Raw genomic sequence first — 25,055 nt, forward strand, 5'->3', positions numbered from 1 at the left:
GATGGCGATAATCTGGAAGCCCGATGAGATACGTCCACAGTGGACGGGCAGTCAGCTCACTCGAGCGGCTCGCGACACGGATGGCGGCCTAGGCGTCGATCCGGTGGCACCGTTGTGAGAAGGCAGCCCGCTTGTGCTCCGTCGCCCGCAGGCATGCCGGCGGCGGCCCCCACATCCACTGATGGATCAGCAGAAGCTGCGGCTCCGTCGCCGGAAGGCGCCCCGGAGGCGACCGCAGATCCTGTGCCCACTGGCGGGTTCCCAGTGGTGCGACCGTTGCCGGCAGGCGCCCCGCCAATGGTCGCACCACTGTCCGCAGGCGGCGAGCCCCCGGTACCGGCCGGTTGGCTGCCTGCACCCGCGGTCGGCTCGGCACCGGTGGCTGGTTCCCCAGCCACCGGTGTCGCCCAGGCCTGCATGAGTTCGGCGTACCGCGCCGATCGGGCCAGCAGGTCAGTGTGGCATCCCAGGGCGGTCTCGCGACCGTCCATGACGAGGACGCGATCCGCGCGCAACGCCGACGAAAGCCGGTGCGCGATCACCACCAGGACACCACCCCGCGCGGCGAAGGCCCGCTCCGCACGGGCTTCCGACACCGGGTCGAGATGGGAGGTCGCTTCATCGAGGATCACGAATTCCGCCGAACTGGCGTAGACCCTGGCCAGCGCAAGCAACTGCGCTTCGCCCGCGGAGATGCCTTCGCCGCCGTGACCGATCTCGGCGTCGAGACCACCGAGGCGCCGAAGCAACGCGCCTGCGCCCACCGCGTCCACGGCGGCCGACAGTGCGTCGTCCGAAGCTGACGACGCGAAGAGACCGACGTTGTCGCGCACGCTTCCCGCGAAGACGTAGGCCTCCTGCGGGATCAGCGCCACGAGCTCGTGCCGGAGCGACGCGGGTACGTCTCGGACCGGGACACCGCCCAGCAGCACCCGGCCTTCCTGCGGCGTCAGCATCCCGGTCAGCAAGCCGGCCAATGTCGACTTGCCGATGCCGCTCGGCCCGACGACGGCGAGGTGCTCCCCCGGCCGCAGGCCGAGGTCCAGTCCACGGACCACGGGCTCGGCCGCCGCGCCCCAGCCGAACGTCAGGCCGCGGACCTGGACGTCGGTGCCGCGCGGGGTAGCCGTGCCGTCGGACACGACGGGCAGCTCGGCCGTCTCCGCCAGCCTGCGGAGCGCGACCAGCAGGCGCAGGACGACGGTGCCGGCCGCGGCCGCCAGGCCGCGGAGAGCCGGTTGCATCGTCGTGGCCAGGTAGACCAGCGCGCCGAGCGCCGCACCCGCGGTCAGTTCGCCGCGCGCCACCAGGCCCGGCGCCAACGCCAGCGCGAGCAACAACGGGATGAACCCGCCGAGCGAGATCACCAGGGCTCGGAGGGCGCTCGACCGCGCCACGCGGATCGCGGCCGTCGCCTGCTCGTCGACCGCGTCGTACATCGCCAGCGCGGCGATCGGCTCGGCACCGCAGGCCACGATGTCGCGCATCCCGGCCAGGGATGCGCCCGCCGTCGCGGCCGTGTGCTCGTCGGCCAGCGCGAGCGCGCGCTGGCGGCGGGCGAGAGAGGGAAGGAGGCAGACGAAGGCGACCAACGAGACGACCACCGGCACCGCGACCGGGACCACCAGCGCGCCGGCGACCGTCACGAGGCCGGCGAGCGCGGAGGCTGTGGTCACCAGCATGCCGCGGGCCTGCACCAGCAGGCCGGCGGTCGCGTCGCGGACCACCTCGACGTGCTGGGTGATCCGGGCGACGCCGCTGGAGTCCGGCTGGTTGCGCGGCGGGGACTCGTCGTGCAGCACGCCGCGGACGACCGCGGTCACCAGGGCGTCGCGCAGCGGCTCGACCACCTTGCCGAGCTGGTGCCACACCATCCGCGAGCCGAACGCGCCGAGCACGGCGGCGAGGCCGAACAGCGCCAGCCAGCCGATGCCGGCCGCCGGGTCGCCGACCGAAAACCCACGGTCCACGGACAGCTCGACGAGCCGTCCCGAGAAGAAAGCAGGCACGCCTTCGAGCAGCGAACACACGAGCAGCACGACACCGCCACGCCACTGCCCGGCGAGAGCGGACCAGTACAACCGGCGCAGGCTCACTCGTCGTCCTCCGTGAAGACACCTCGGTACCCGGGCTCCTGCCAGAGGGCAGCGTGCGGGGCCACCGCGCGGATCCGGCCCTCCTCGAGCCAGACCACGAGGTCGGCGCGGGCGGCGGTGCCCGCGCGGTGGGTCACGACGACGCGGGTGCGGCCGGGCAGCGCGCCGGCCAGCGCACGCTCGACCGCGGCCTCGGTGACCGTGTCGAGGCTGGCCGTGGCGTCGTCGAAGATCAGGACGCGCGGGTTGTGCACGATCGCGCGGGCCAGGCCGAGCCGTTGGGCTTCGCCGCCCGAGAGCGGCGTTTCGGCCAACGGCGTGTGGTAGCCGTCGGGCAGGCGGACGACGACCTCGTCGACCTGCGCGGTCCGGCACGCGGCGCGGACGGCGGACTCGCCCGCCCACGTGCCGTAGCCGACCGCGTCGGCGACCGTGGCGCCGAGCAGCGCGGGTCGCTCGAAGGCGTAGCCGATGACGGCGCGCAACTCCTCCCGGCGGAGGCGCTCGAGCGGGCGACCGTCGAGGAGGACCTGGCCTTCGTCCGGCGTAATCAGGCCGCCGAGCACGCCGGCCAGCGCGGACTTGCCCGCGCCCGACCGGCCGACGACCGCGAGGAAGGTGCCACCGTCGATGCGCAGGTCGATCTCCGCCAGCGCGCCCGTGAGGCCGATGTGGTGGAGGTCGACGGTGCCGTCGCCGGGCAGGAGCGGGAGCTCGCCGGACACGGGTTCGGTCTCGTCGAGGACCTCGACGAGCCGTTCGGCGCAGCCGCGCGCCCGGGAAAGCATGGTGAGCAGCGGGATCTGGGTGACCAGGCCGAGGCCGAGCGCGACGTAGCCAAGCGTGGCCACGACGTCGCCGACGCTGAGCCGGCCCGCGAGGACGCCGAAGCCGGCCGCGGCCAGCACGGAGATTTCCACTGCCGGCGTCAGCAGGCCGGCGCGCCAGACCATCCGGGCCTGGGTGCGCCAGAGGCCCCGGCCGGCGAGCGTCAATCTCGGCAGGGGGCGCAGGACCCGGTCGGCTTCGCGGTCGGCGGTGCCGGAGGCGGCGATGGTGCGGAGGCCGGCGACCGCGTCGACCATCCGGGCCGCCAGCTCACCGGAAACGCGCTGGTAGGTGAGGACATCGTCGGCGGTGCGGCGGAGGTGGCTGCGAGCGAGCAGCAGGGCGAACGGGATGCTGCCCAGGAAGACGAGCGCCAGGCGCCAGTCCAGGAGGGCGAGCAGGACGACAGCGCCGGTCGAGATGACCAGCATCGAACCGCACTGGACGACGATCGTGACGATGCCGCCGGCACCGACGCAGTCGCCGGTGAGGCGGCTGATCGCGTCGCCCTCGGCGAAGCGCGAACGGGTGCCGACCGCGAAGAGCTTGTCGGAGACCGTGCGGCGCAGCCATGCGGACGCCGTCGCGGTGACGCGGGTGGTCAGGATGCCGCCCACGACGTCGGCCGCGATCTCCGCGCCGCCGACGAGCAGCAGCCAGGAGACCTCGGGCCAGCTCCGGCGGCCCGCGACAACGCTGTCGACCGCTGCCGCGAGCGCGCCGGGAAGGAGCAAGCCGGCCGCGGTGGCGACCAGCGCGGTACCCACGACGGCGGCCAGCCGGGGGCGATCGAGACCGGCCACCCTGGCCAGCAACCGATCGGCGGGGCCGCGCATCTCACTCCTTCGGACGAGGTACCGCCGGGGCGGTACCGGGGCCACAATGAAGGTGCGGGAGCGGCGCACTTGGCCTGTGCCGCTCCCGCACCGTTCACCTAGGCACTACTTGCCGGTGATCCGCCAGGTCAGTGGCAGGTCAGCAGGCTGATGGTGCTGTTGGCGCAGGAAGCCAGCAGGCTGAGGTTCGACGTGCCGCCGCCGCCGCCACCGTGGCCGCCGTCGAGCACCTCGGGGGTCTCCATGGCCTGCAGGTCCAGAACGAGTTCCATTGGTGTTCCTTCCATCGTTTCCACTTCGGGGTCCGCCGGTCAGCGACCGGTGGTCTGAGGGGACGGCGTGCCGCCCAGGAAGGGCAGCACCTCCTTGCCGTCCAGGAGGGCGGCGAGCGCGAGGAGGATCCCCGCACTGCCGGTCTTGAGGTCCATCGACAGGCGCAGCAGCTGGTTGCCGGGGAAGGCGAGGCCGCCCTTGAACGGCACCGCGTACCAGGCCAGCCGCGCCAGGTGCAGGTCGATCGCCGCGCGGATCGGCTCCGTCGGGTCCGGGTCCATGCCGAGCGCGACCGCCAGCCCGCACCGGCCGAAGAGCAGGCCGGGGTGGATGACGAACTCGCCGCGGCATGATTCGCGCAGGCCGGGGAGGCTCTCGCAGGCCTCGGCGTCCGGGCGGTGCCGCGCCAGCTGCTCGGCGACCAGGAGAATCCCGCTGCTGCCGATGCCCATGTAGGGCAACGTGCGGGCCGCGCCGTCGCGGACCTGCAGCGAACCGTCGTCGGACTCGACGCATTCTTCGAGGTCGCGGCACAGCGCCTGGTCGGCGAAGGCCAGCCACGCCGGCTCGCCGGTGCGCTCGAAGAGCCGGACGAACAGCAGCGCGGGTCCGGACCAGCCGGACAGCAGGCCGGAGCGGGCGAAGTTCCCCGGTGGCGCCGCCGTCTCCAGCGCCTCGGCCAGCCGGACGGCCGTGGTCAGGGCCTGGCGGCCGAACTCGTTGTCCTGGCGGACCGTCGCGAAGTGCAGCATGGCCAGCCCGATGCCGGCCAGCCCGCCTTCCAGCGCGTGGTCGGTCGTCTGCTCGACGAGCCGCGCGGACGACGCCAGCAGCTTGGTCGCCTCGTCGTGGTAACCGAAGTTCTCCAGCACGTAGGCGATGCCGTAGCTGCCGTCGAAGAACCCGGGGCGGGTCGGCGGCTCACGGCGGACCGCATCGATCAGCCAGCGCTCGTGTTCGGGGAACCGGCCGGCGCCGATGACGTCGAGGGCGTGCAGCACGCCCGCGGCACCGACGCCGAAGCAGGCGCCGCCGACCTGGAACTGCTCGATGTCGCCGGGGAACAGCCGGTCCTGGCGCTCGGGCGTCGCGCTGGCCAGGATCGCTTCAGCGATCTGCTTGCGGACCAGCGGCCAGTCGGGTTTCTCCTGGTCGAGCTCCGTGTGGATCGGTGCCGGCTCCGCGGGGACATCACGCGGGGCCAGCACCGCGACTGCGGCGTCCGCGTACCCCTGGGGCAGCGCGAACCGGCGTTCGACGAAGTCGGCGATGCCGCGCAGCTTCGCCGGCGCGAGCTCCGTCAGCTGAGAGAGCGGCAGGAACAGCCACAGCCGCAACGCCGCGACCGCGTGCTCGTCGATCTCGAAGCCGGTGCGATCGGCCGGGGCGCGGAACCCCGGCGCGCCCAGCGCCGGGCGGTCGCCGGACTCGACGTCGAAGGCCATCTCGAAGTCGATCAGGGAGATGCGGCCGTCGTCGTCCTCGTCGATGAGGATGTTCAGCGGGTGCAGGTCGCCGAAGACGACGCCGTGAGCGTGGATCGCCTCGACCGTCTCCTCGACCCGGGCGACGACGTCGAGCGCCCGCCGGGCGTAGGCGGCGAGGTCGGCGTCCGTCGTGCCGCGCCTGGTCAGCGGGTAGTTGTGGGCCAGCCAGTTGCCCAGCGAGTTGCCCGGCATGTACTCCATGGCCAGGTAGTGGTGCTCCCAGACGGTGAAGTGCTCGAAGACCCGCGGCACGCCGGGGACGTCGCTCAGCCGGTCGAGCACCTCGTGCTCGTGGCGCAGCCGTTCGACGGCGTCGATGCCCGCTTTGTCCAGGCCGGCATACGGACGGGCTTCCTTGAGGACGACCTCCTCGCCGCCCGCCTTGGGGTCGGCGAGGTAGACGCCGCCGCCGTTCGAGAAGTGCAGGGAGCGCGTCACCTGGTAGGGGAACTGGGCCGGGTCGCCGCTCTTGCGCGCGGCGACGCTGCTCTGCAGACACGCCGGAATCTTCACCCAGTCGGGGACGGAGAACGTCGGTTCCCGCTTGTCGGGCACGAGCCGGCCATCCGGCTTGCGGATCGCCAGGACGCGGTTGCCGTCGTGTTCGACCCACTGTTCTGCGAATCCGCCGTAACGGACGTAGAGTGGCCCGGCCCCGTATCTGAGGTCGCTCAGGATATAGGCTCCGTGCTCGCCTTCGAGCAGGGTGGCCAGATCTTCGAGAACCCGCCCCAGCTCGTCTTCGTCAGCCGGGTAAATGGTGATGAGCTTGGCGCTGCCGTCACGGGGGGCGTATTTCGAATTCCGGGCGAGCAGGATCATCAGCGAGCGGAGGTGCTTGTAGGAGATCCGGCGCTCGACACAGTACTCGTGCACCTGCACGAGCACGCGCCGGGCGTTGTCCAGGCCAGCGGAAACGTGGATTTTCCAGCCTTGGCCGGGGAGTTGTCGCCCCTCGGGACTCAGGGCCCGCCAGACCCCGCGGTCGCCGGTGACCCAGCCGGTGGCCGGCAGCGGCAGCGCCTGGGCAAAATCGTCGACCGGCGCGCCGATTTCCAGTTGTTCGTCGTAGAACAACGGGTCGGCGAAGCAAAATGCTTCGTAGCGCAGGTCCATCGAAGATACCCCTCCGTGCGTTCCCCCGGGCACCTCGGCTCCGGGGACGAGGAATATTCCCCCATGCCGGACGGCTCCGCGCCTATCCGCCAACCCGGGGGTTCAACTGGTCTATCCGAGGTAGGCAAAAAGGGCACTTACCAGTCGGTAGCCGAACCCAGCGTAATTCTTGGCAGACGGCCAACCACCCTGTCGGGGTGTAACACGAAGCTTTTTCCAACATTCCCGCAGGTCCACACCAAGATAACACGGAATAAACCCCGGAATTGGCAGAATGCCATCAAGACCTTCCGGTGATCAATTTTCGCAAATCCGGCACACCTCGTTGCTCCGGACAGTCCACTTTGGAGCGGCCCTGGTGGTCCACGCCACGCCCGCGACACCTCGGCGGACAGGCCCACCGGTACTACGGAGTAAGTTGGCGGCCGGCGGACCGGAAGGAGGAACGGGTGATCTTCGGATTCGCCGTGACGGTCGCCGTGGCGGCCACGCTCGTCGCGCTCTGGAGCTTTGTGCAGTCGGCCCGCAACCGGCTGCCGGACAATCCGCTCCTGATCGGGATCGCGGTCGTCGAGGTCCTGCTGGTCGGCCAGCTGGTGATCGGGATCGTGCTGCTCGCCGGCGGCGACTCGCCGGGCAGCCTGGCGACCTACCTCGCCTACCTGATCGGCTCCCTGGTCGTGCTGCCCGTCGGCGCCGCCTGGGCGCTGGCCGAGCGGAGCCGGTCGAGTACCGCGGTGCTCGGCATCGCCTGCCTGGCCATCCCGGTGATGGTGCTGCGGCTGAACGAGGTGTGGAGTGGAGCAACAGCGTAGGACGGCCTCCGGCCCCGGACGGGTGCTCGTCGCCGTGTACGCGATCTTCGCGCTCGCCGCGACGTCGCGAGCCGGCGTCCAGATCAGCACGAAGTTCCACGAAGCACCGCTCGCCTACCTGCTCTCGGCGTTCGCCGCGGTCGTGTACATCGTCGCGACGATCGCACTGGCCCGGCGCGGCGACGGCTGGTGGCGCGTGGCGCTGACGGCCTGCTCGATCGAGCTGCTGGGCGTGCTGGCCATCGGCACGCTGAGCCTCGTCGACGCGGCCGCGTTCCGGCACCCGACCGTCTGGTCGGTCTACGGCGAGGGCTACCTGTTCATCCCGCTGGTGCTGCCGGTCATCGGCCTGTACTGGCTCCGCCGCACCGCCCCGGCGAAGGTCACGGTCTGACGCCGTAGTCGACCAGCACCCCGGCGGTGGCGGCGTCCGGCCCGATCCGCGGGCGGCACCGGACGGCAGTGCTTCGCCTCCCACGCGATGCGCCCGGTCAGCTCGCCCGCATCCCCCACCGCGGCGGCGGTCCGCTGCTTCGCGGCACCGCGGCCGATCTCGAGGAACACCTACGGCAACAGCACGAACCGGAGTGGCCTCCACCCGTGGGCTGAGCGCGGAACAGTACGGGAACAGCACGTAGTCCATTCGGCGAAATAAATACGGACGCGACCGGACTTTCGTCGGTTCCGGACATTCCCCGAAAACTCGGACACTCTTCTCGTTCGGTCCCCACCGGCTTTCCCGTGCGGGTTCTCCGCACGAAAAGGAGTGAGCGTGAAATTCGGCAAGTTCGTGCTGCTGGCCGCGAGTACCGCACTGGCCGTCGTCGGCCTCGGCGGCCCGGCGACCGCCCAGACCACCCCGCAGGCCCAGCCGTCGATCATCGGTGGCAGCACCGCCTCGAGCGGCCCCTGGGCGGCCCGGCTGTTCGTGAACGGCCAGCAGAACTGCACCGCGACGATCATCGCGCCGCAGTACATCCTGACCGCGAAGCACTGCGTCAGCAGCTCCGGGACGTACACGTTCCGGATCGGCAGCCTGGACCAGTCGAGCGGCGGGACGATGGCCACCGGCTCGACGATCACCCGCTACAACGGCAGCGCCGACCTGGCGATCGTCCGGCTCACGACCTCGGTGAACGCCACCTACTCGCCGCTCGGCAGCGTCGGTGACGTCTCGGTCGGCCAGAACGTCTCGGTCTACGGCTGGGGCGCGACCAGCCAGTGCGGTTCCGAGATCAACTGCCAGTCGCGGTACCTGAAGGTCGCGACGGTGCGGGTCAACTCGATCGGCTGCAGCGACTACACCGGCGGCGTCGCGGTGTGCGCGAACCGCGTCAACGGCATCACCGCCGGCGGCGACTCGGGCGGCCCGATGTTCGCGTCCGGGCGCCAGGTCGGCGTCGCGTCGACCAGCGACCGGTCGAACAACACGGCGTACACGAACATCACGCGTTATCGCAGCTGGATTTCCCAGGTCGCGGGAGTCTGATTCGGAAGAAAGGGCCCGGCCGCATCCCGGCCGGGCCCTTTCCTGTCCGGACGTCGGAATCAGTCGCGGGGCCGGAAGAAGGCTTCGAGTCGCGCGGCGGCGAGGTCCGTCCAGGTGCCGGCGGTGGTGAGCACGGCCGCGGCGCCGGTGGGAACTTGGTCCGGATCAGCCGCGTGTCGTCTCCGTGGCCGGCGAGGTGCAGGGTCAGTTCGCTGACACCGGGCTCGTGCCCGACGAGGGCGAGTGTGGTGACGTCGTCAGGGATCCGTCGCGCGGCTTCCAGGTACTCCTCGGGACCGGCGCCGTAGAGATCTTCGTCGTACTCGACGGGCGGCTTGTCCGGGAGGGCCTCGCTCACCCGCTCCCAGGTCTCCCTGGTGCGGCGGGCGGTCGAGCAGACGACGTAGCCGGGAACATACCCGCGTTCGACCAGCCATCGGCCGAGCCGGGGAGCGTCCCGGATCCCGCGCGGCGCAAGGGGGCGCTCGTGGTCGGGGAGGGCGTCCGACCAGTCCGACTTGGCGTGCCGGAGGACGATGAGCCGCCTGGTCGCGTCCATGTTCACCGCCTCTCGCCCCGGTGGACCGCGCCGAGGAATAGTGGGCCATCCGGGCTCGGGCCCGGAACAGCCCGCTCCCGACGTTCACGGTAATGCCCCTTCGGACCCGGTGCGGTGCCCCCGCAGCCGCTAGGGTCGGCACCGACGCCCCAGACCTCGGCGATCACGGTTTCCGATGGCGGCGCGGGGCGAACTGCCCGGTGCTCGCCCGAACGCTGAGGCGAACCATGCTCGCACGCACGACCTGGGCCGCGGGGCTCTGCGCCGCGCTGTGCATCGCCGTCTCCGAACTGTCCGCGACCGCGGGCAGCGGACTGACGACGTCCCTTCTCGTGGTGCTCGGCTTCGTCGCGGCGGTGACCGGTCCATGGTCCGCGTCCGGGCCCGGCAGGAGTGACGTCGAGCTGGACACCGGCGACCTGTGCACGGCCTGGCAGCGCAGCTACTTCCAGCTGCTGGTCACGCGGGACGCGACGGCGCGCCGGTGTCTGGTCCAGCGCCGGCAGGACTACCTCGACGAAATCGAGCGCCGCGACCCGGACGGCTTCCGCCGCTGGCTCGACAGCGGCGCCCGCCCCGGCGGCGATCCGGAGCCGTACCTCACGGCCGGGCGCTGATCCGTCCGTGAGCAGGCAGGTGACGCATCGGCTCCCTCTCTCGCCGCGTCGGCTTTGGGGCTATCATCAATGGCTTGGCCGCGTTGACGTTCGCGTCAGCCGCGGCGCGCGTCCCGCCCCTGCCCCCGGCGGTACCACCGAAAGTGGTCGACACCGGCGGAGGACCTGATGGCCAGCGCGAAACTTCGAGTACCGGCACCCCTGTGGTTGCGGCCAAGCCGATGAGGCGTGCCGCGGCGCCACCTGAAGTGACCGGCTCCACGGGGCTCACTCCCGACCAGCGGTACCACGGTGCCCGGGTGGTGGCCTCGGCCGCGACCGACGCCCGCGACTGCGCGTCGCTGCTCGCCACGCTCGGTCTCGAAGCCGCCGACGGCGTCGCCGATCCCCGTCGCCGGGACATCCCGGCTTCCCGCACCCCCGTCCGGGGTGACCGGTGTCGCGTCACCAGGTCGAGGCGAGCGCATGATCGGTGAAACCGGCCTCCGGGTGGTGCCGCACTACCGGGCGGAGTCGACGGTGGCGACGCTGACCGGCGACTTGACCCTGGCGAACTACCCGGAACTGCGCGACGGCGTGCTCAAGGTGGCCACCGACGCGCCGGAGAGCGTCATCGCCGACATCAGCGGCCTCGAAATCGACGACGACAGCCTGGTGAGCGTGTTCACCGTGATCGCCATGCGGATCGGTGACTGGCCCGGACTCCCGTTCGCGGTGGTCACCGACCGCGCGGACCACGTGGCCCGGCTGGCGACGCGGGCCATGGGTCAGGCGGTGCCGGTCCACGCCGACGTCGCCACAGCCGAACGGGCCCGGGTCCGCCCACGCCGCCGCAGGGCCGTGCAGCTGCTGGCCTCGTCACCGGAAGCCTCCGCGGCCGCCCGGGCGTTCGTCGGCCGGACCTGCGTGCTGTGGAACGTCCGCCAACACGTCGAGGACGCCCTCCTGGTCGCGACCGAGCTGGTGGAGAACGCGATCCGGCACACGACGTCGCATCCCCGGCTGCGGCTGGAGCTGCGCCCGGGCGCCTTCACCGTCTCGGTCGCCGACGACGACTCGCGGCAGGCGGTGCTGCTCGATCGCCCCGAGGCGCACGGGCTAGGGCTCCGGCTGGTCACCCAGACCGCGCACGTCTGGGGGTGCAGCCGGTCCTGGGCCGGGGGCAAGGTCGTCTGGGCCGTGCTGGGATCCGGCCGGCCGCAGCAGCGGGATGTCGCGGTCTAGCGTGGAAGAGCACCGCACCACGAACCGTGAGCCGGCGCCGTGACCGCCGGCGGCATCACCCTGGAGCCCGCACACCGGCTCGGCGGACGTTAGCTCGTCTGTCGGGTGCGCCCGGCCCGGTTGCCGGGTGAAAATAGCGCACGTGACACGTCGCGATGCCGATCCCGGTGAACCGGCAGGCCCAAGAGAAGAGCTGGCGGTGTCGGTGCGCCGGTTCGACGGAGCGCAGGTCGTGACCGCCTCGGGAACGATCGACCTGCGTACCCGGCCGCAGCTGGCCCGGGCGATCACGGCCGCCGTCGCCGAGCGGCCCGCCGACGTGGTCATCGACCTGACCGACGTCGACTTCATGTCCTCCGTCGGCCTGCACGTCCTGCTCGACGCCCGGCACGAGGCCGGGAACCGCACGCGGCTGAGGGTGATCGCGACCGGCAGGCCCCTGCGAACCGTCACCGACACCGGGCTGGACGAGGCACTGGCGGTCTACCCGGCCCGGCCGGACAACGGAGACGGGTGACCGGCGGAGCCGGTGTAGGGTCGGGGTTTGCGTTGTCATCGAGTATCTCGTGGCTGCACGTCCGGCATGGATCCACCACCTCGCCGCTGCCGGGAAGCTCTGGTAGCTCTCTGCGGCGGGAAGGCGGTGGGGTCGGGTGACGAAGCCGGAGGACGTCGCCGATTCGGTGCCGCACCTGCTGTCCGCGGTGCTGGCTTCCCTGCGCGACGGCGACAACGGGTTGAACCCGCTCATCCGCGTCTGCCAGGCGTGCGTGTCCCTCCTTCCCGTGGACGGGGCGTCGATCTCGGTCATGCTCGGAACACAGCACCGGCAGAGCCTCTACGCCAGCGACGCCGTGGCCGAGCACCTGGAAGAGGCTCAGTTCAGTCTCGGCGAAGGCCCGTGTTTCGAGGCGTTCGACACCGGCCGGCCCGTGCTGGTCCCGGACCTGGTCCAGCGGGCGAACCACACCTGGCCGGTGTTCGCCGCCCAGATCTCCGCGGAGCAGGTCGGCGCGATCTTCGCGTTCCCGCTCCGCCGCGGGGCGGCCAGGTTCGGCGCGATGGACATGTACCGGCGTACACCGGGTTGGCTCTCGCCGGCCGAACTGGCCACCGCTCTGCAGATCGTCGACATCGCCACCAGCGCCCTGCTGGCGGTGTCGGCCACCGGGCCGGAGGGCGAAATCCGCGAGGACTGGCTCACGGAGCTCGTCCGCGACCGGACGGTGGTGCACCAAGCCACCGGGATCGTCGTCGCCGAGTTCGCGATCCCCGCCGAGCAGGCACTGGCACGCCTGCGGGGCTACGTCTTCGTCACCGGCCGCCAGATCCAGGGCGTCGCCGAGGACCTGGTCACCGGCCGGCTGCACCCGAGAGTGATCGACGAATGAACGCCACCAGCCTACGGATTCGGCTCCCCGGCCCCGCCGGGCCGGTATCGTGAACCAGGGGAGATGACAATGATGAACACCCCACCAGCCGGGAGCGCCCCCACTCGCGAGCAGCAGTTGGTGCGCGCCTTTGTCGACATGGCCGACACACTGGTCGACGACTACGACGTGGTCGACCTGTTACACCGCCTCGCCGGTTACTGCGTCTCTCTGCTCGGCGCGACCGCCGCAGGTCTGCTGCTGTCCGACCAGCGAGGCAGCCTGCACGTCGTGGCCGCGTCCGACGAGCGCACCCGGCTACTGGAGCTGTTGCAGCTCCAGGCTGACCAGGGTCCCTGCCTGGACGCCTACCGTACGGGTGTGCCCGTGCACACCGACGACCTCGCCGTCGAGCGGAACCGCTGGCCCGTATTCGCCCCCGAAGCTCTGGCCGAGGGTTACCGCTCGGTCCAGGCCATCCCCCTGCGCCTGCGGCGCCAGGTCATCGGCGCGCTCAACCTCTTCGGCCGGGACGCCACCCTGCTGGGTCAGGAGAACCTCGAAATCGCCCGCGCCCTGGCCGACACCGCCACGGTCGGCATCCTGCAGGAACGAGCCATCCGCCACGGCGAAGTCCTCACGGAGCAGCTCCAGACCGCGCTCACGAGCCGGGTCATCATCGAACAGGCCAAAGGCGTGCTCTTCCACGCGGGAGGCATCCCGATGGACCAGGCGTTCGAGCGTCTGCGTTCCTATTGCCGGAGCCACAACTTGCAGCTCAGCGTGATCGCCGAGGACCTGGCACGCGGCACCCGTGATCCTCGGACGATCCTCACCCGCGAGTGACCGAGCGCGGACATCAGTGGCCGTCGGCGAGTTGCTGCTCGGCTTGGGTGCACGGTCCTGGTGGCCCAACGGCGACCAGGACCGGATGGTGTCGAGCGGCAATTCGGCCGACCTGGTTCGCCGGCTCACCTTCTACCCGACGCCAGCCACGGCGGCATCATCGATCGATTCCCGCCGGCTGAAGCATGATCGCAGTGGGCCGCCTGGGGCTCGAACCCAGAACCTACGGTTCAGCCGTCCACCAGTAGCGTTCGCCGTGGACATCGGCCACTGTCAGCCATCATCTGCGAGTTTGGCAAGTGCAAACCCGCGTCACTCGCCGACGCCTGTCGTCGATGATCACCGAATTCCGGGAGTAAACCGGCCGGATGATCTTGCCACCTGAGACCGGCCTTGTGGTCAGTCACTGGGCTCCTTCGTCGGGATGGCTGGCCAATAGCGGCCGACTCGGCGACACAGCACTCCTGCTCACCAAGGCCACATCTCCCACTTGACCTGCGTCGATACCATTGATCTAGTCCCTCTAGACGTTGCACATCTAGAGGGACTAGACTAACCTCTGTGGTGAAGGCGATGAGGTACAAGGATGTACAGCGAGCGCTGATCGATGAGGGCTGCACTCACAAGTCAACCCGCGGAAGCCACGAGAAGTGGGTGTGCCCCTGCGGACAGCACCAAGCGATCGTGAAATTCGACAAGGTCGTCTCACCGGGTGTCGTTCGTGACACCATCAGGAAGCTCACGTGTCTACCGGAGGGGTGGCTGCAGTGACTGACGTGTACACCGTTACAGCTAAGCGCTGGACACGCGGCTGGGAACTTCATATCGACGGGGTTGGCGTCACGCAGGCCGGGACCCTCTCCAAAGCAGCAGACGTTGCTCGTGAGTACATCGCGTTTGCCATGGACATCGACGATGAGACGTCGTTTGAGGTGGACGTGGTGCCACAGCTTGACACGAAGTTGGCGGATCAAGTTAGGTCTGCTCGCGCTCAAGTCAAGGACGCAGAACGCAGGCTGCGAGATGCGGCGGCAAAGCAACGAGAAGTTGCCAAGAAGCTCGGCAAGTCCGGACTGTCGGGACGGGAAATCGCTGCAGTACTGGGCTTGACACCTCAACGAGTAAGCCAACTGATTGGCGCCTCCGCACGCAAGGTTGGTGTCGCCCAAAGGACGCTGGCTGCGCGCACCGCTGCCAGCAAGGGCGAGCGGGTGATTCGTCGGACGAAGTCTGCAGCAGGCCGGCAGACTTCGAGTCGATCCAAGTAGGCAGCCTTGCCGCAACCGCAGGCTAGATGGACTCTTGTCATCCACGACGGAAGCATGACGTGGATCCACGCGAGCCCTCTCATTTCAACCCGCAAGTGGGGGCCTCTTCGTCCATCCCGTCGACCTGGCGTCAGCCCGATCAAGCCTGTCAAGGGGGCACCAGCCGCTCTGGCAACCACACCGCCCAACCGCCCCCTTGACAGGCTTGATAGCCCTCAGGAGGTTGACGGGATGGACGACAGGCACACACGGACGCGACTTCCGCGCTCGGCTCGACCATCCCGGAGATCTGCCCGTCCGGCGAGGACATAGGTCGTGGCGGTGCACAGATTGCAAGCCTGCGCCGCTCACACTCACGTCATGGTCGATCTCAGCATATACAACTCAAGCTTTTGGATCATGACTTGCTTCGCCGTGGTCGGGATAACCGTATGCGAAGGGGCGGCCACTCCTCGCGCAGAGTCATTGCATTTGCACACGCCTGACTACGTCGTCAGCACCCCGAACAACGTCACCTACGGAGCCACCGGCGCATTCGCGGCCGATACCGGCTCGACTCTCCGCCTCTAATCCTGCACCGCCTGATGGGCCGGCCAGCCCTGCCGATCGGCACGCACGGCAAGATCCGCACCACCGAAGAGTCCCAGGGGCGGTTCCGCGCCCGGTGCCTCTACCGCGACTTCGACGGCAAGACGTACGAGGTCGCGCGATTCGGCTCGACCGCCACGAAAGCGGAGATCCGGCTAAAGGAAGCCATTCGGGACTGGGTTGCTCCCGTGGACGCCAAGCAGGAAGTCACCTCGGAGACCCGGCTTACCGAGGTTGGGCGGAAGTGGCTGCTCGAACTCGAAAAGGATGCCGAGAAGAACTACAAGAGCTGGGGCACGATCGACACCTACCGGAACCGGTTCGAGACGATCGTCGTCCCGGCCGTCGGCGAGTTGCGGATGCGGGAGGTCGACAACCCGAAGGTGGGCGTGCCGGCGTTTGACCGCCTGTGCCGGCGCGTCCGCGACGAGTCCAGCATCAGCTCAGCGAAGACCGTTCGAGCCATCCTGTCGGGGCTCTCCGCGTTCGCCGTCCGCCACGGCGCCCTGGACGCGAACCCCGTACGGGAGATCGGCCGCTTGGAGAGTAAGAAGGCCAAGCACCAGCGGGCGAAGCCGCGCGCGTTGACTGCCGACGAGGCGATCGACTTGCTGAGCAAGCTGGACACCGACCAGGTAGCGATCGCGGACGACCTGCCGGACCTGGCGCGCTTGTTCCTCGCCACTGGCGAGAGGACCGGCGAAGGCTTGGCGGCGCACTGGCTGGACTTCGACGAGGAACGCCGGTTGCTGGCTATGGCCGGGAACGTCATCCGCGCAAAGGGCCGCGGCAAGGTCCTCAATCGGGGCAAGACCCTCAACGCGGATCGCGACATCCCCTTGCCGGACTGGTGTGTTGCGATGCTGGTTCAGCGCCGGGCGACCGCGGTGAGCTTGGACGGGCCGATCTTCCCCAGCAGCACGGGCACGGTCCGCGAGGCGTCCAACGTGCGCGACCGTGCATGGCGCCCGTTCGTGGCTCGCGCCGGCTACGAGTGGGTGACCTTCCGGACCTTCCGCAAGACGGTCGCCACCCTGCTCGACGATGCCGGCCTGACTGCTCGCCAGATCGCCGACATCCTCGGACACGCCCACCCGTCGATGACTCAGGACGTGTACATGGGGCGCGGCACGGCCAGCCGTCGCGGTGCGGATGCGCTCGGATCGACCTTGGGGCCGAACCAGTAAACCGGGCGTATTCCGGCCGGATGATCTTGCTTCGATCATACATGAGCCGCTGACCTGGTCTTTTGGTGGGCCGCCTGGGGCTCGAACCCAGAACCTACGGATTAAAAGCCCCCGGGATCGCCCACGACGGGCTAAACGCGGCCTTCGATTGCATGGGTTCTACCTGGCGTTTTACGGCCGTCAAGATCATGTTCGCAGCGGCTAACGGTCGCGCTGGGCTCCGTTACGTCTCCGTTCTTCCTGCTGTGCTCACGAGTCCCAGATAATCGATGGCCTGGGGATTGCCTCGTTCGTACCCGGGTCCCGGCGGCCGCCAAGATGGGCGGCAGCGTCAACTGGTCGCCGAGCTTTGCTGCGACCGGCAGACCCTTCGGCAGCTGCAGCTGCTACTGGTATGCAGCGGGTTCCGCAGTGTCGCCCGGGAAACCGCGACTCGATCAATGCGTTAACGATCACGAGACCACCTCAACCCTCAGTGGGCGGACGTATCCACCCCTTGTACGGCAGAATCGGGAACCTGGGGTTCCCTTCCGGTCGCCGTCCTTGGCGTTGGTGATCACTGTGCATGTCCGGGTTAGGTTCCCCTCTTGCTCGTCTCGTGCGTTCGAAAGGATCTAGGTTGGAACTGCAAGACGCCGAGGCGTACGTCAGGACGGTCACTGGGAGAAGATCGACCAAAGATGCGCTTGCATGGCTCGGCGAGGAACGCGCGGTGTCTCGGCCGATCGATCTGCCGAACCTGTTGGCTTCTCTGCTGACGATCGAGGATCAGGCCCTGACAGCTGACGCCCAAGGACAGGCTGGCCGGGTGATTCGGCAGGTCTGCCGAGCCGAAGTGGTGTCGGGCTTGGATCCGAGCCAGGAGCTTCTCGCGCTGGATGAGGTGTTGCGACCGGCGCAGTACAGGGCTGCCCTCGACGCGCTGGCCGCCAGGACTGCGACTCGGACCCTAGCGAGTGTGACGCTGGCTGCCGTCATCGCTGCACAGGAGGACGACCGCAACGTTGTGACCGCGCTCTGTGCGGCAGCAGGGCTGTCATACCGGGATCTGCGCGCCAGGGTCCACGATGCGTCGGTCCCCACCGATCTGCGTCGCAAGTGGAAGAACGACCAGTTAAAGGCGGTGTTCGAGGTCGTCGACGCGGTCATCACCGGCCGGGTGACGGCAAGCAGTCCGGCCGCCGAGCCGGCGCGGCCGGTTGAACATCTGCTGCCCGACATCGACGACGAGCCGGGGCGGCAGCGGGGATGGGAGTTAGTTGAGCAGATGCGGGTCCACGGCGTCCCGTATGAGCTTCTGCTGACCCAGCGAGCTGTCGGTAGCGCCTGGGTCGCTCACAGGAGCAGCAAGGCCAAGCACGTGCAAGCCGCAGTAACGACCACCCTGTGTAAGCTCCTTGACGAACGATCAGTACCATATCACCGGCTTGCAATGAACGCTGCGTCACGAGAGCTGTTGACGCAGGTGGGAGCCAACCCGGCTGCCGCCGCGAAGGATGGACGAAACGAGGGCGGGCAACTCGCCGTGCTAGTGCATGCAGGGACGGTGACACACGCGGTCGCCGTATCGGTCGCACGGGACGGAGGTACGGCAAGGAAAAGCGGAGCTAGGCTTGGCACGCTGCCATCGCGCCTCGGCATCCCCTGCAGCGTGGTACTAGTGGGACCTGGATGGGCCGAGCGGAACACCACGGCCGAACTTGCCCGCCCGTTCTATGGGCGAATGTACACAGAGCGCACAGTTACGGCACTGGCGGACGCCCTCCACGCGTTGGTCACACCAGATGAAAGTGTCACATCTGCCGGTCAGAACGGCGGTGCACAGCCCGCCGCATCGGTCGATCCCCTGGAGGGCCACTCGTGAACTCGCTGACCCAACACGCTCGGCGCGACATCATTGCGGCAGCCAAGGCGGCAGTTACCGAGCAGAATGAGCGCCGGCCGTTTGAGTGGCGCGGCGAGAACCTCATGCTGCCCGTGGTCACGGTGCCAGTAAGCGTGGTGTTGCTGAATCACCGCACACACCGCGTTCGCGCGCAGATCGAGAGCCTCGTGGCCGAGGGCGCCATCATCGAGACGAACCCACACAGCGACGAGGCGCAGCAGTTACTGGCCGACCTCATCCGGCAGACCAAGGGTTACGACGACGTCAAGAACACGATCCGCCGCGAGAAGCAGCGTGAGCCAGGGCTCATCACCCACGAAGGCGTGTTGATCAATGCCAACACGCGAGCGGTCGCGCTTCGCGACCTTCATGAACAGGTTCCACACGAGAAGGCCTTCGAGTACGTCAAGGTCCAGGTGCTGCCGGAGAATGCCGACAGCGACGAGATCATGCAGCTCGAATTCGAGTTTCAGATGCGCCGAAACACCCAGCAGGACTACACATTCACGAATCAGCTCCTTTTCATTAAGGATCTTCTGGACGCCGGACTCAAGCCGCACGAGATCGGCGTGAAGATGAAGGCTCATTACGATCCGACGTTGCCGAAAGATCGGAAAGCCGCCGCCGAGGAAGTGGAGACCGAAGACCGACTTCGGCAGATCATCGAAGAATTAATCACCGCCAGCAGCGGCGTGTTGAGCTGGCCCGATTTTGACGACGACCGACAAAACCTGATCGAAATCGACGAGTCCCACCGAAGAATGTCGGTACGTAAAACTCCGGGTGCGGCTCGTCGTATCCGGCAGGCGAAACTCGTCGGCCTCCTCGCCGGCCTGGACTACCGGAGGGTGCGGCACATTGATGAGTCATACCTGGACAGCTACGTACTTCAGGCGTTCGAGGAGCAGCCGAACCTACGGCCCGCGGCGAAAGCCTTGACCATTGGTCAACTCGAGGTTCCCCGTGCAGATCTGAGCGGTCTTTCCCTCCTTGACGACCTTGACGAGCAGGCACCCGATGATCAACTCGCGGAGGTAACCCTTCAGCCGTTGTTCGACGTACTCGTCCGCCACGGCAAGGTCGACGACGCCAGTGACTGGGACGCCGAGGTGGAGGTGCCGACCGACGAAGGCACCACGATGTTGCCGAAGAACACCTTTTTTGACGCAGTCAAGGCTGCGATGCAGACGGCCGCGGACAACAAGGCGCGCGACGACCAGGGGCAGGACGCCCTCGACATCCCTCGACGCCAGTTGATCGCTGCCGGCAGTGCATGCGACCGAGCGCAGCGCGCCTATAAGGAGCTTGAAGACGACGGCGAACAGCCGGACGAGGCTGCAATTGAACAGGCCCTCGAAGGCTACCTGCGCTCGCACGATGAACTGCTGCGCTACATGGCAGAACGCGGATTCACCGCGGCGGAGAACCGCCTGTGACGGACGGTCCCGCCATCTCGCTCGACTTCGACCCAGCGGCGAACGTGGTCCTCGCCCAGAAGGTCGGCGCTGTCCCGGATGTGTTCTGGGGCCAACTGCGAATCGAGTGGGGCTACGACGGCAACCCGGCACGCTCCGTCCTGGTGCCACTCGAACGATTTCGCGAGCACATCGGCTGGCTGGGTCCGGCCTGCAACCGATACAACGTAAACATCGTGTGGGAGCCGGCCGCTGAAGCAATCATCACTACGATTAAGCTTGAACGCGGGCAACTCGAACGCGCACGCCGCCAGGTCAACACACCGATGACTGCCAACGATGTGCGTAGGCGACTTGACGGCAGCCGTTTCATCAGGACGCTCAAGCCATTCCAGCTTCGCGACGCGGCTAAGCTGCTCGGTCTGGCGCATGGTGCGAATTTCTCCGTACCCGGCGCTGGCAAGACAACCGTTGCGTACGCCGTCTACGAGGCGGAGCATCACGCCAACACAGTCGACCAGCTGCTCGTCGTTGCGCCCCTGTCGGCGTTCGACGCGTGGCAGACCGAGGTCGAGGAGTGCTTCAAGCCCGGCACGGCACCCCCCGTCAAGGTGTTTGGCACGCCGAAAAGCCACGACGCCGAGATCCTGCTAGTTAACTATCACCGCTTGACGGCAAACCTAAGCGAGCTCACCAACTGGGTCCGAAGACGGCGAACCTTGGTGCTGCTCGATGAGGCACACCGGATGAAGGCGGGCCGTGTCGGCCAGCATGGCAGCGCGTGTCTCGACCTTGCCTTCTCCGCGTCCCGGCGAGACGTCCTTACGGGGACCCCTGCCCCGCAGTCGGCGCAGGACTTCATCGCCTTATACGAGTTCTTGTGGCCGGGGCAGTCGCGGCGCATACTCCCGGCCGAGGCGTTAACGCCGAATCCTCCACCGGAGGCACTTCATGCGATCAACGGAGCTATTCTGCCGCTGTTCGTGCGTACCACCAAGAAGGAACTGGAGCTACCGCCGCCTTCCCTGCGGCGAGTCGTAGTCCCTTTGAGCGGCCTACAGCGCGAGATTTACGCGAGTCTCCGCGATCGCTACGCTGGCATGCTACGCGTGTCGATGAATGACCGCGTCGAGTTGGCACGTATGGGCACGGTCGTCATGTACCTGCTCGAGGCGGCGAGCAACCCTCAGCTGCTCGCGGTCGGGTCACGTGACCTGGCCGGCGAGTTCGCTCATCCACCGTTGCCCGTCGAGCCCGGAAGCCGGTTGTGGGAAATGATCGTCGGCTACGGCCGCTATGAGACGCCCCCGAAGTTCACTCGCCTGCGGGAGATCATCGCTCAGAACGTCGCCGATCCGGCTGGTCCCCGCAAGACGCTGGTGTGGTCGAACTTCGTCTCGAACCTGGAAGGCCTAAAACGGTGGCTCGCCGAGTACCGGCCCGCCATGATCCATGGCGGGGTTCCGTCCGTCACGAGCGCGCCGAATGCGACCATCACTCGGGAGTCAGAGTTGCAGCGCTTTCGGAAGGATGACGACTGCATGGTACTGCTGGCCAACCCTGCTGCGATGAGCGAGGGCGTCAGCCTGCACCACGATTGCCACGACGCGATCTATTTCGACAGGACGTTCAACGCAGGTCACTACCTGCAGAGCATCGACCGCATCCACCGGCTCGGCATGGATCCCGACCAGCGCACGACGTTGCTTTTCATGATCACGAGCGACACCGTCGATCAGGTCGTTGACACCCGAATCCGAGACAAGGCCACTAACCTTGCCCGCGCCTTGGACGACAAGGAACTCGTGCGGATGTCCCTTCCCGACGACGAAGACTACGGACCACCGATCGAGACCGATGCGGATATGGCCGCGCTGCTTGCTCATATCAACGGCCAGGACCAGTGAGCAACGGTGCTGCCCGAGCCGCTACCGATACATCCGAGTCATCGCCATCTCCAGGCAGCGTTCTACGTCGCCCGGCTACTCAAGCCGGATGGCGAGCCTCGGCACGCCCTTGACCGGAGCTACCGCAGCCTTGCAACGGGCGCACTACACGACCATCGCAGCCTCGCCGCGGGCGAACGTCTACTCGCTCGCGCCGGTCTACTCGCCACTCAGCGACACTTGGTCGTCCCGTCTGACGACCTGTTAGCCATGGCTCGGTTGCCGGTGGACACGTTCGTCGAGGCCCTACTCTTCAAGATTCTGACCGACCAGCGTGAGGTGTGGCTCGCGCAGATGGCGACTATCGATGAGGTCCGGTGGGAACTCGTTCCCCATGATGTCGCCACAGCGTTTGCCTCAACGTTCGAGGATGTACGCGAACGCGATGCGATGCTGCTTGCCGCTGCCCGGAAGGTCGATCTTCAAGTGCTGCAGGAGTTCGGAAACGAAGGCGAGCAAGCGGTACTCGAGGCATGCCGGGCCCATTTGCGCGGCGCCGGCATGCAGCACATGCTCCCCGATGTGGCGCAGGTCAGCCTGATCGACGACACTTTGGGCTACGACATCGCCAGTCCCGATGCGGCCGGCCAGCGTCACCGGCTCGAGGTCAAAGCGACCTCGGCGCCACCAGGCTGGATCGAGTTCTTCATTAGCCGAAATGAGGCCGTTGTCGCCGAACGTGATCCACGCTGGTCACTGGTGGTCACGCGTCGGGAACGTGATGTCACCATCAGTGAACCGGTTATGCGTGTCGCCGGATGGCTCGCTCCCAGCGACTTCGCCGCAGCGCTGCCCGCAGACCCGCCGCTTGGCAAAGGCCAGCTTCGGGGCCGCTGGGCGTCATGTCGGATCACCATCAGCGCGCAATGTCTGCGGCCCGGTCTCCCACTCAGAAAACCGAACGAACCGGGCTGAACAAGTAGTCCGTTAGGACGGCTCCCACTCTGGCGAACAGACCCGTAACATGATCGATCGATCGGGTGTACGACGCAGTACGGCAACGACGTGACACGAACGCCCCGACGATTGAGCGAACGAACATAGGACAAGCATGACCCCGATGACGGCCCCAACGACCGACCCGCCACCGTCGGCCCAGTCGTCCCCGGAGCACGGACCACCACTCCGCAGCCCTCTTGGCGAACTCGACTACCTCAAAGTCAGCGCGGAAGCGCGAGCCGAGAGCCGAAACCGGGAAGTTCACCTTCCCCCCGTGAGTACCTACCGCTGGTGGGCCCGACGGACCAGCGCTGTCAACGGCGCGGTCATCGAGGCCTTCAACGCGATGATCCCCGGCCGACTCCTCGTGGCCGACATGTTCGCCGGAGGCGGCGTCATCCCGCTCGCAGCCGTCGCGAGAGGCCACCAGGTGTACGCCCAGGACCTCAACCCCTGGCCAGCCGCCGGACTCACGGCCATGCTCGGTCTCCCTGCACCGGACAAACTGCGCGAGGCTGCGTCGACGATCGAGCAGTGGACTCACACAGAGGTCGAAGCCGCCTACGGCACGACCCTCACAGACGGCACCAGAGGCGTCGTCTCCCACACCATCCGGGTGGCAACAGGCGAGTGCACCGGCTGCGGTACCCGCGCGCGGATGTTCCCCCATGCCCTCGTCTCGCTGCGCGTCCGCAAGGAGAACGGAAACCCCCAAGCGTGGATGGCTTGTCGGCGTGGCCATCTCTTCTCCGCCAAGTCTGACAAACGCCGACGCTGCCCGACCTGCCACGTCTTCGTCGAGCCAACAGCCACCTACACGCCGATGCGAACGATTACCTGCGCATGCGGCAGAAGCGATCACCTCGCCGATCGCGCCAAAACCTGGCAATGGGAGATCGTCCTCGTCGACCGATCCAGCCGCACCGCCCGTGAGGTCGACATCCCTACGGACGCCGAACGTGAGAAGGCCGACTCTGACGGATGGCAGCCGAAGCACAACCTGGGACCAATCCCGCCCGGCCAGGAAACGAGCGTGCTCATCCGTCACGGCTTCCAACGCTGGCAGGATCTGTACCCGAACCGGCAGCGCTACATGCTTGAACGCATGCTCGACCTAGCGAGCCGCTGTTCGAAAGATCCTTCAGTCGTGCGCGCAGCGGAACTGGCCGTCGTCGGCAGTGCTGAGATGGCCGGTCACCTGTCTCGGTGGGACCGGTACTACCTCAAGAGCTTTGAATCGATGGCGGGCCACCGCTTCAACCTCACGACACTCTCCGTCGAGCCGAACGTCTGGGGCGGTGTCGGCCGCGGCCGCGGAACACTCCTGCGACGCCTCAATCAGCTCGTCAAATCCGCGACTTGGCTACAGCAGAAGACGGGCCGTGAGCTGCTCGTCCAAGGTCCGCTGACCAGCAACACACCGGCCACCGCAATGAAAGAGTGGGACGTACGAGTCGTCGAAGGTAGCAGCGAGCGGATGGTCCTGCCGTCGAACTCGGTACATCTGGTCCTAACTGATCCGCCGTATCACGACGATGTCCAATACGCAGAACTGTCCGGCCCTCTGCGTGCGTGGGCTCGCCTCGCGAACGAAAAGCTCACCAACGAGGCACTTACCGGCGAAGCCGTGGTCAACAGCGCCACTGGCCAACTCGTTGACGACGGCGCCTACGAGGCGCTGCTGGGTCGCATCTTTAGAGAGGCTCGACGGACGCTCCGCCCGGACGGACACCTTATCTTCAGCTACGCCAACCGAAGTCCACGCGCTTGGGCCGCCGTCTTCGGCGCGCTGCAAAGCGCCGGCCTGCGCGCCGCGGGCTGCGAGATGGTGCACAGTGAGAATGAAACTGACCACGCCAAGCGAGGAGTGCGCGCCTGTACCCTCGACCTTCTACTCGACCTGGTTCCGGCTGGACCGTCTGCCGTCGAGCAGCACCGGCCACGACCCGCGCGGGACATCCCGCTCACTGACGAACGACGGTTCCTCAACGTCGTCGCCGATAGGTTTTTGCAGGTTGGTGCCCTCAAGGACGGATGGCGCATCGAGGTCCATAAGACGCTTTCTGAGCACCCCTTTATCAGTCCGCCAGCTGACCGAACCGCTAGGGCGACCAACTCCGAGGAAGCCCAGCAGAGCGACACACCACCAAGCACTACTTGATTTCCAAGTACATCGGACGGCGGCTGCTAAGGGATGTCGTAACTGATGTTGTGGGGCTGGTTTTGCGACAAGGTGGCGAGGAGATGTTACGCACGCTCGCGATTCCAGAG

General features: G+C 67.7%; 21 protein-coding genes. 16 read left to right on the forward strand and 5 right to left on the reverse strand.

Annotation, left to right across the window (positions count from 1 at the left end; all coding sequences use genetic code 11):
• Positions 1–56 precede the first annotated feature (56 nt).
• From AB0N03_RS30235 to lanKC, 4 genes are all read right to left on the reverse strand, one after another.
• Entirely contained in the window at positions 57–2,096 is a 2,040-nt protein-coding gene (locus AB0N03_RS30235) for an ATP-binding cassette domain-containing protein (protein ID WP_364378366.1), read from the reverse strand.
• Positions 2,093–3,760: an ABC transporter ATP-binding protein gene (locus AB0N03_RS30240; protein ID WP_364378368.1), complete on the reverse strand. Its 1,668-nt coding sequence runs from the start codon at positions 3,758–3,760 to the stop codon at positions 2,093–2,095. The genes AB0N03_RS30235 and AB0N03_RS30240 overlap by 4 nt, the downstream gene beginning before the upstream one ends.
• A gap of 128 nt (positions 3,761–3,888) precedes the next feature.
• Positions 3,889–4,032 carry a SapB/AmfS family lanthipeptide gene (locus AB0N03_RS30245; RefSeq protein ID WP_364378372.1) on the reverse strand — a complete coding sequence of 48 codons (144 nt, stop codon included), beginning with the start codon at positions 4,030–4,032 and terminating at the stop codon, positions 3,889–3,891.
• Between the two features lie 39 nt (positions 4,033–4,071).
• Positions 4,072–6,636, reverse strand: coding sequence for a class III lanthionine synthetase LanKC (lanKC, locus tag AB0N03_RS30250; protein ID WP_364378374.1), 2,565 nt, complete (start codon positions 6,634–6,636; stop codon positions 4,072–4,074).
• A 449-nt stretch (positions 6,637–7,085) separates the two neighbouring features.
• On the opposite strand from lanKC, the gene AB0N03_RS30255 reads away from it, so the two are divergent.
• From AB0N03_RS30255 to AB0N03_RS30265, 3 genes are all read left to right on the forward strand, one after another.
• A complete protein-coding gene (locus AB0N03_RS30255; RefSeq protein WP_364378376.1) occupies positions 7,086–7,451 on the forward strand; it encodes a hypothetical protein in 366 nt (121 codons plus the stop codon).
• Positions 7,452–7,473: 22 nt separating this feature from the next.
• Positions 7,474–7,845: a hypothetical protein gene (locus AB0N03_RS30260; protein ID WP_364378575.1), complete on the forward strand. Its 372-nt coding sequence runs from the start codon at positions 7,474–7,476 to the stop codon at positions 7,843–7,845.
• Between the two features lie 378 nt (positions 7,846–8,223).
• Entirely contained in the window at positions 8,224–8,940 is a 717-nt protein-coding gene (locus tag AB0N03_RS30265; RefSeq protein ID WP_364378378.1) for a trypsin-like serine protease, read from the forward strand.
• On the opposite strand, the gene AB0N03_RS30270 is transcribed toward AB0N03_RS30265, so the two are convergent.
• Positions 8,897–9,499, reverse strand: a complete 603-nt coding sequence (locus AB0N03_RS30270) for a histidine phosphatase family protein (protein WP_364378380.1) — start codon at positions 9,497–9,499, stop codon at positions 8,897–8,899. The two genes, AB0N03_RS30265 and AB0N03_RS30270, sit on opposite strands and share 44 nt — an antisense overlap.
• A 227-nt stretch (positions 9,500–9,726) precedes the next feature.
• Here AB0N03_RS30270 and AB0N03_RS30275 point away from each other — a divergent pair, with 227 nt between their 5' ends.
• The 13 genes from AB0N03_RS30275 (at position 9,727) to AB0N03_RS30335 (ending at position 24,945) form a co-directional block, all read left to right on the forward strand.
• Positions 9,727–10,116 (forward strand): hypothetical protein, encoded by a 390-nt coding sequence (locus tag AB0N03_RS30275; RefSeq protein WP_364378381.1) that lies wholly within the window; start codon positions 9,727–9,729, stop codon positions 10,114–10,116.
• Between the two features lie 248 nt (positions 10,117–10,364).
• Positions 10,365–10,592 (forward strand): hypothetical protein, encoded by a 228-nt coding sequence (locus AB0N03_RS30280; protein ID WP_364378383.1) that lies wholly within the window; start codon positions 10,365–10,367, stop codon positions 10,590–10,592.
• Positions 10,582–11,340: an ATP-binding protein gene (locus tag AB0N03_RS30285; RefSeq protein WP_364378385.1), complete on the forward strand. Its 759-nt coding sequence runs from the start codon at positions 10,582–10,584 to the stop codon at positions 11,338–11,340. The genes AB0N03_RS30280 and AB0N03_RS30285 overlap by 11 nt, the downstream gene beginning before the upstream one ends.
• A 142-nt stretch (positions 11,341–11,482) precedes the next feature.
• A complete protein-coding gene (locus AB0N03_RS30290; RefSeq protein ID WP_364378387.1) occupies positions 11,483–11,857 on the forward strand; it encodes an STAS domain-containing protein in 375 nt (124 codons plus the stop codon).
• Between the two features lie 136 nt (positions 11,858–11,993).
• Positions 11,994–12,731: a GAF and ANTAR domain-containing protein gene (locus AB0N03_RS30295; RefSeq protein ID WP_364378389.1), complete on the forward strand. Its 738-nt coding sequence runs from the start codon at positions 11,994–11,996 to the stop codon at positions 12,729–12,731.
• A 69-nt stretch (positions 12,732–12,800) separates the two neighbouring features.
• On the forward strand, positions 12,801–13,556 hold the full coding sequence (locus tag AB0N03_RS30300; protein WP_364378391.1) for a GAF and ANTAR domain-containing protein: 756 nt from the start codon (positions 12,801–12,803) through the stop codon (positions 13,554–13,556).
• Between the two features lie 767 nt (positions 13,557–14,323).
• On the forward strand, positions 14,324–14,824 hold the full coding sequence (locus tag AB0N03_RS30305) for a hypothetical protein (protein ID WP_364378393.1): 501 nt from the start codon (positions 14,324–14,326) through the stop codon (positions 14,822–14,824).
• 584 nt (positions 14,825–15,408) lie between these two features.
• Positions 15,409–16,599 carry a site-specific integrase gene (locus AB0N03_RS30310; RefSeq protein WP_364378396.1) on the forward strand — a complete coding sequence of 397 codons (1,191 nt, stop codon included), beginning with the start codon at positions 15,409–15,411 and terminating at the stop codon, positions 16,597–16,599.
• Between the two features lie 619 nt (positions 16,600–17,218).
• Positions 17,219–18,463 carry a hypothetical protein gene (locus AB0N03_RS30315; RefSeq protein WP_364378399.1) on the forward strand — a complete coding sequence of 415 codons (1,245 nt, stop codon included), beginning with the start codon at positions 17,219–17,221 and terminating at the stop codon, positions 18,461–18,463.
• The gene (locus AB0N03_RS30320; protein WP_364378402.1) at positions 18,460–19,920 is read left to right on the forward strand and encodes a hypothetical protein; all 1,461 of its coding nucleotides are present in this window, start codon (positions 18,460–18,462) and stop codon (positions 19,918–19,920) included. Before AB0N03_RS30315 ends, AB0N03_RS30320 begins: the two co-directional genes overlap by 4 nt.
• Complete coding sequence (locus tag AB0N03_RS30325) at positions 19,917–21,806, forward strand: DEAD/DEAH box helicase (RefSeq protein ID WP_364378405.1); 1,890 nt, start codon at positions 19,917–19,919, stop codon at positions 21,804–21,806. Before AB0N03_RS30320 ends, AB0N03_RS30325 begins: the two co-directional genes overlap by 4 nt.
• A gap of 264 nt (positions 21,807–22,070) precedes the next feature.
• The gene (locus AB0N03_RS30330) at positions 22,071–22,760 is read left to right on the forward strand and encodes a DUF3883 domain-containing protein (protein WP_364378408.1); all 690 of its coding nucleotides are present in this window, start codon (positions 22,071–22,073) and stop codon (positions 22,758–22,760) included.
• 298 nt (positions 22,761–23,058) lie between these two features.
• Positions 23,059–24,945: a hypothetical protein gene (locus AB0N03_RS30335; RefSeq protein WP_364378410.1), complete on the forward strand. Its 1,887-nt coding sequence runs from the start codon at positions 23,059–23,061 to the stop codon at positions 24,943–24,945.
• The last annotated feature ends 110 nt before the right edge of the window (positions 24,946–25,055 follow it).

Origin of the sequence: Amycolatopsis sp. NPDC051061 (genome assembly GCF_040682935.1) — a bacterium.
Lineage (GTDB): Bacteria > Actinomycetota > Actinomycetes > Mycobacteriales > Pseudonocardiaceae > Amycolatopsis.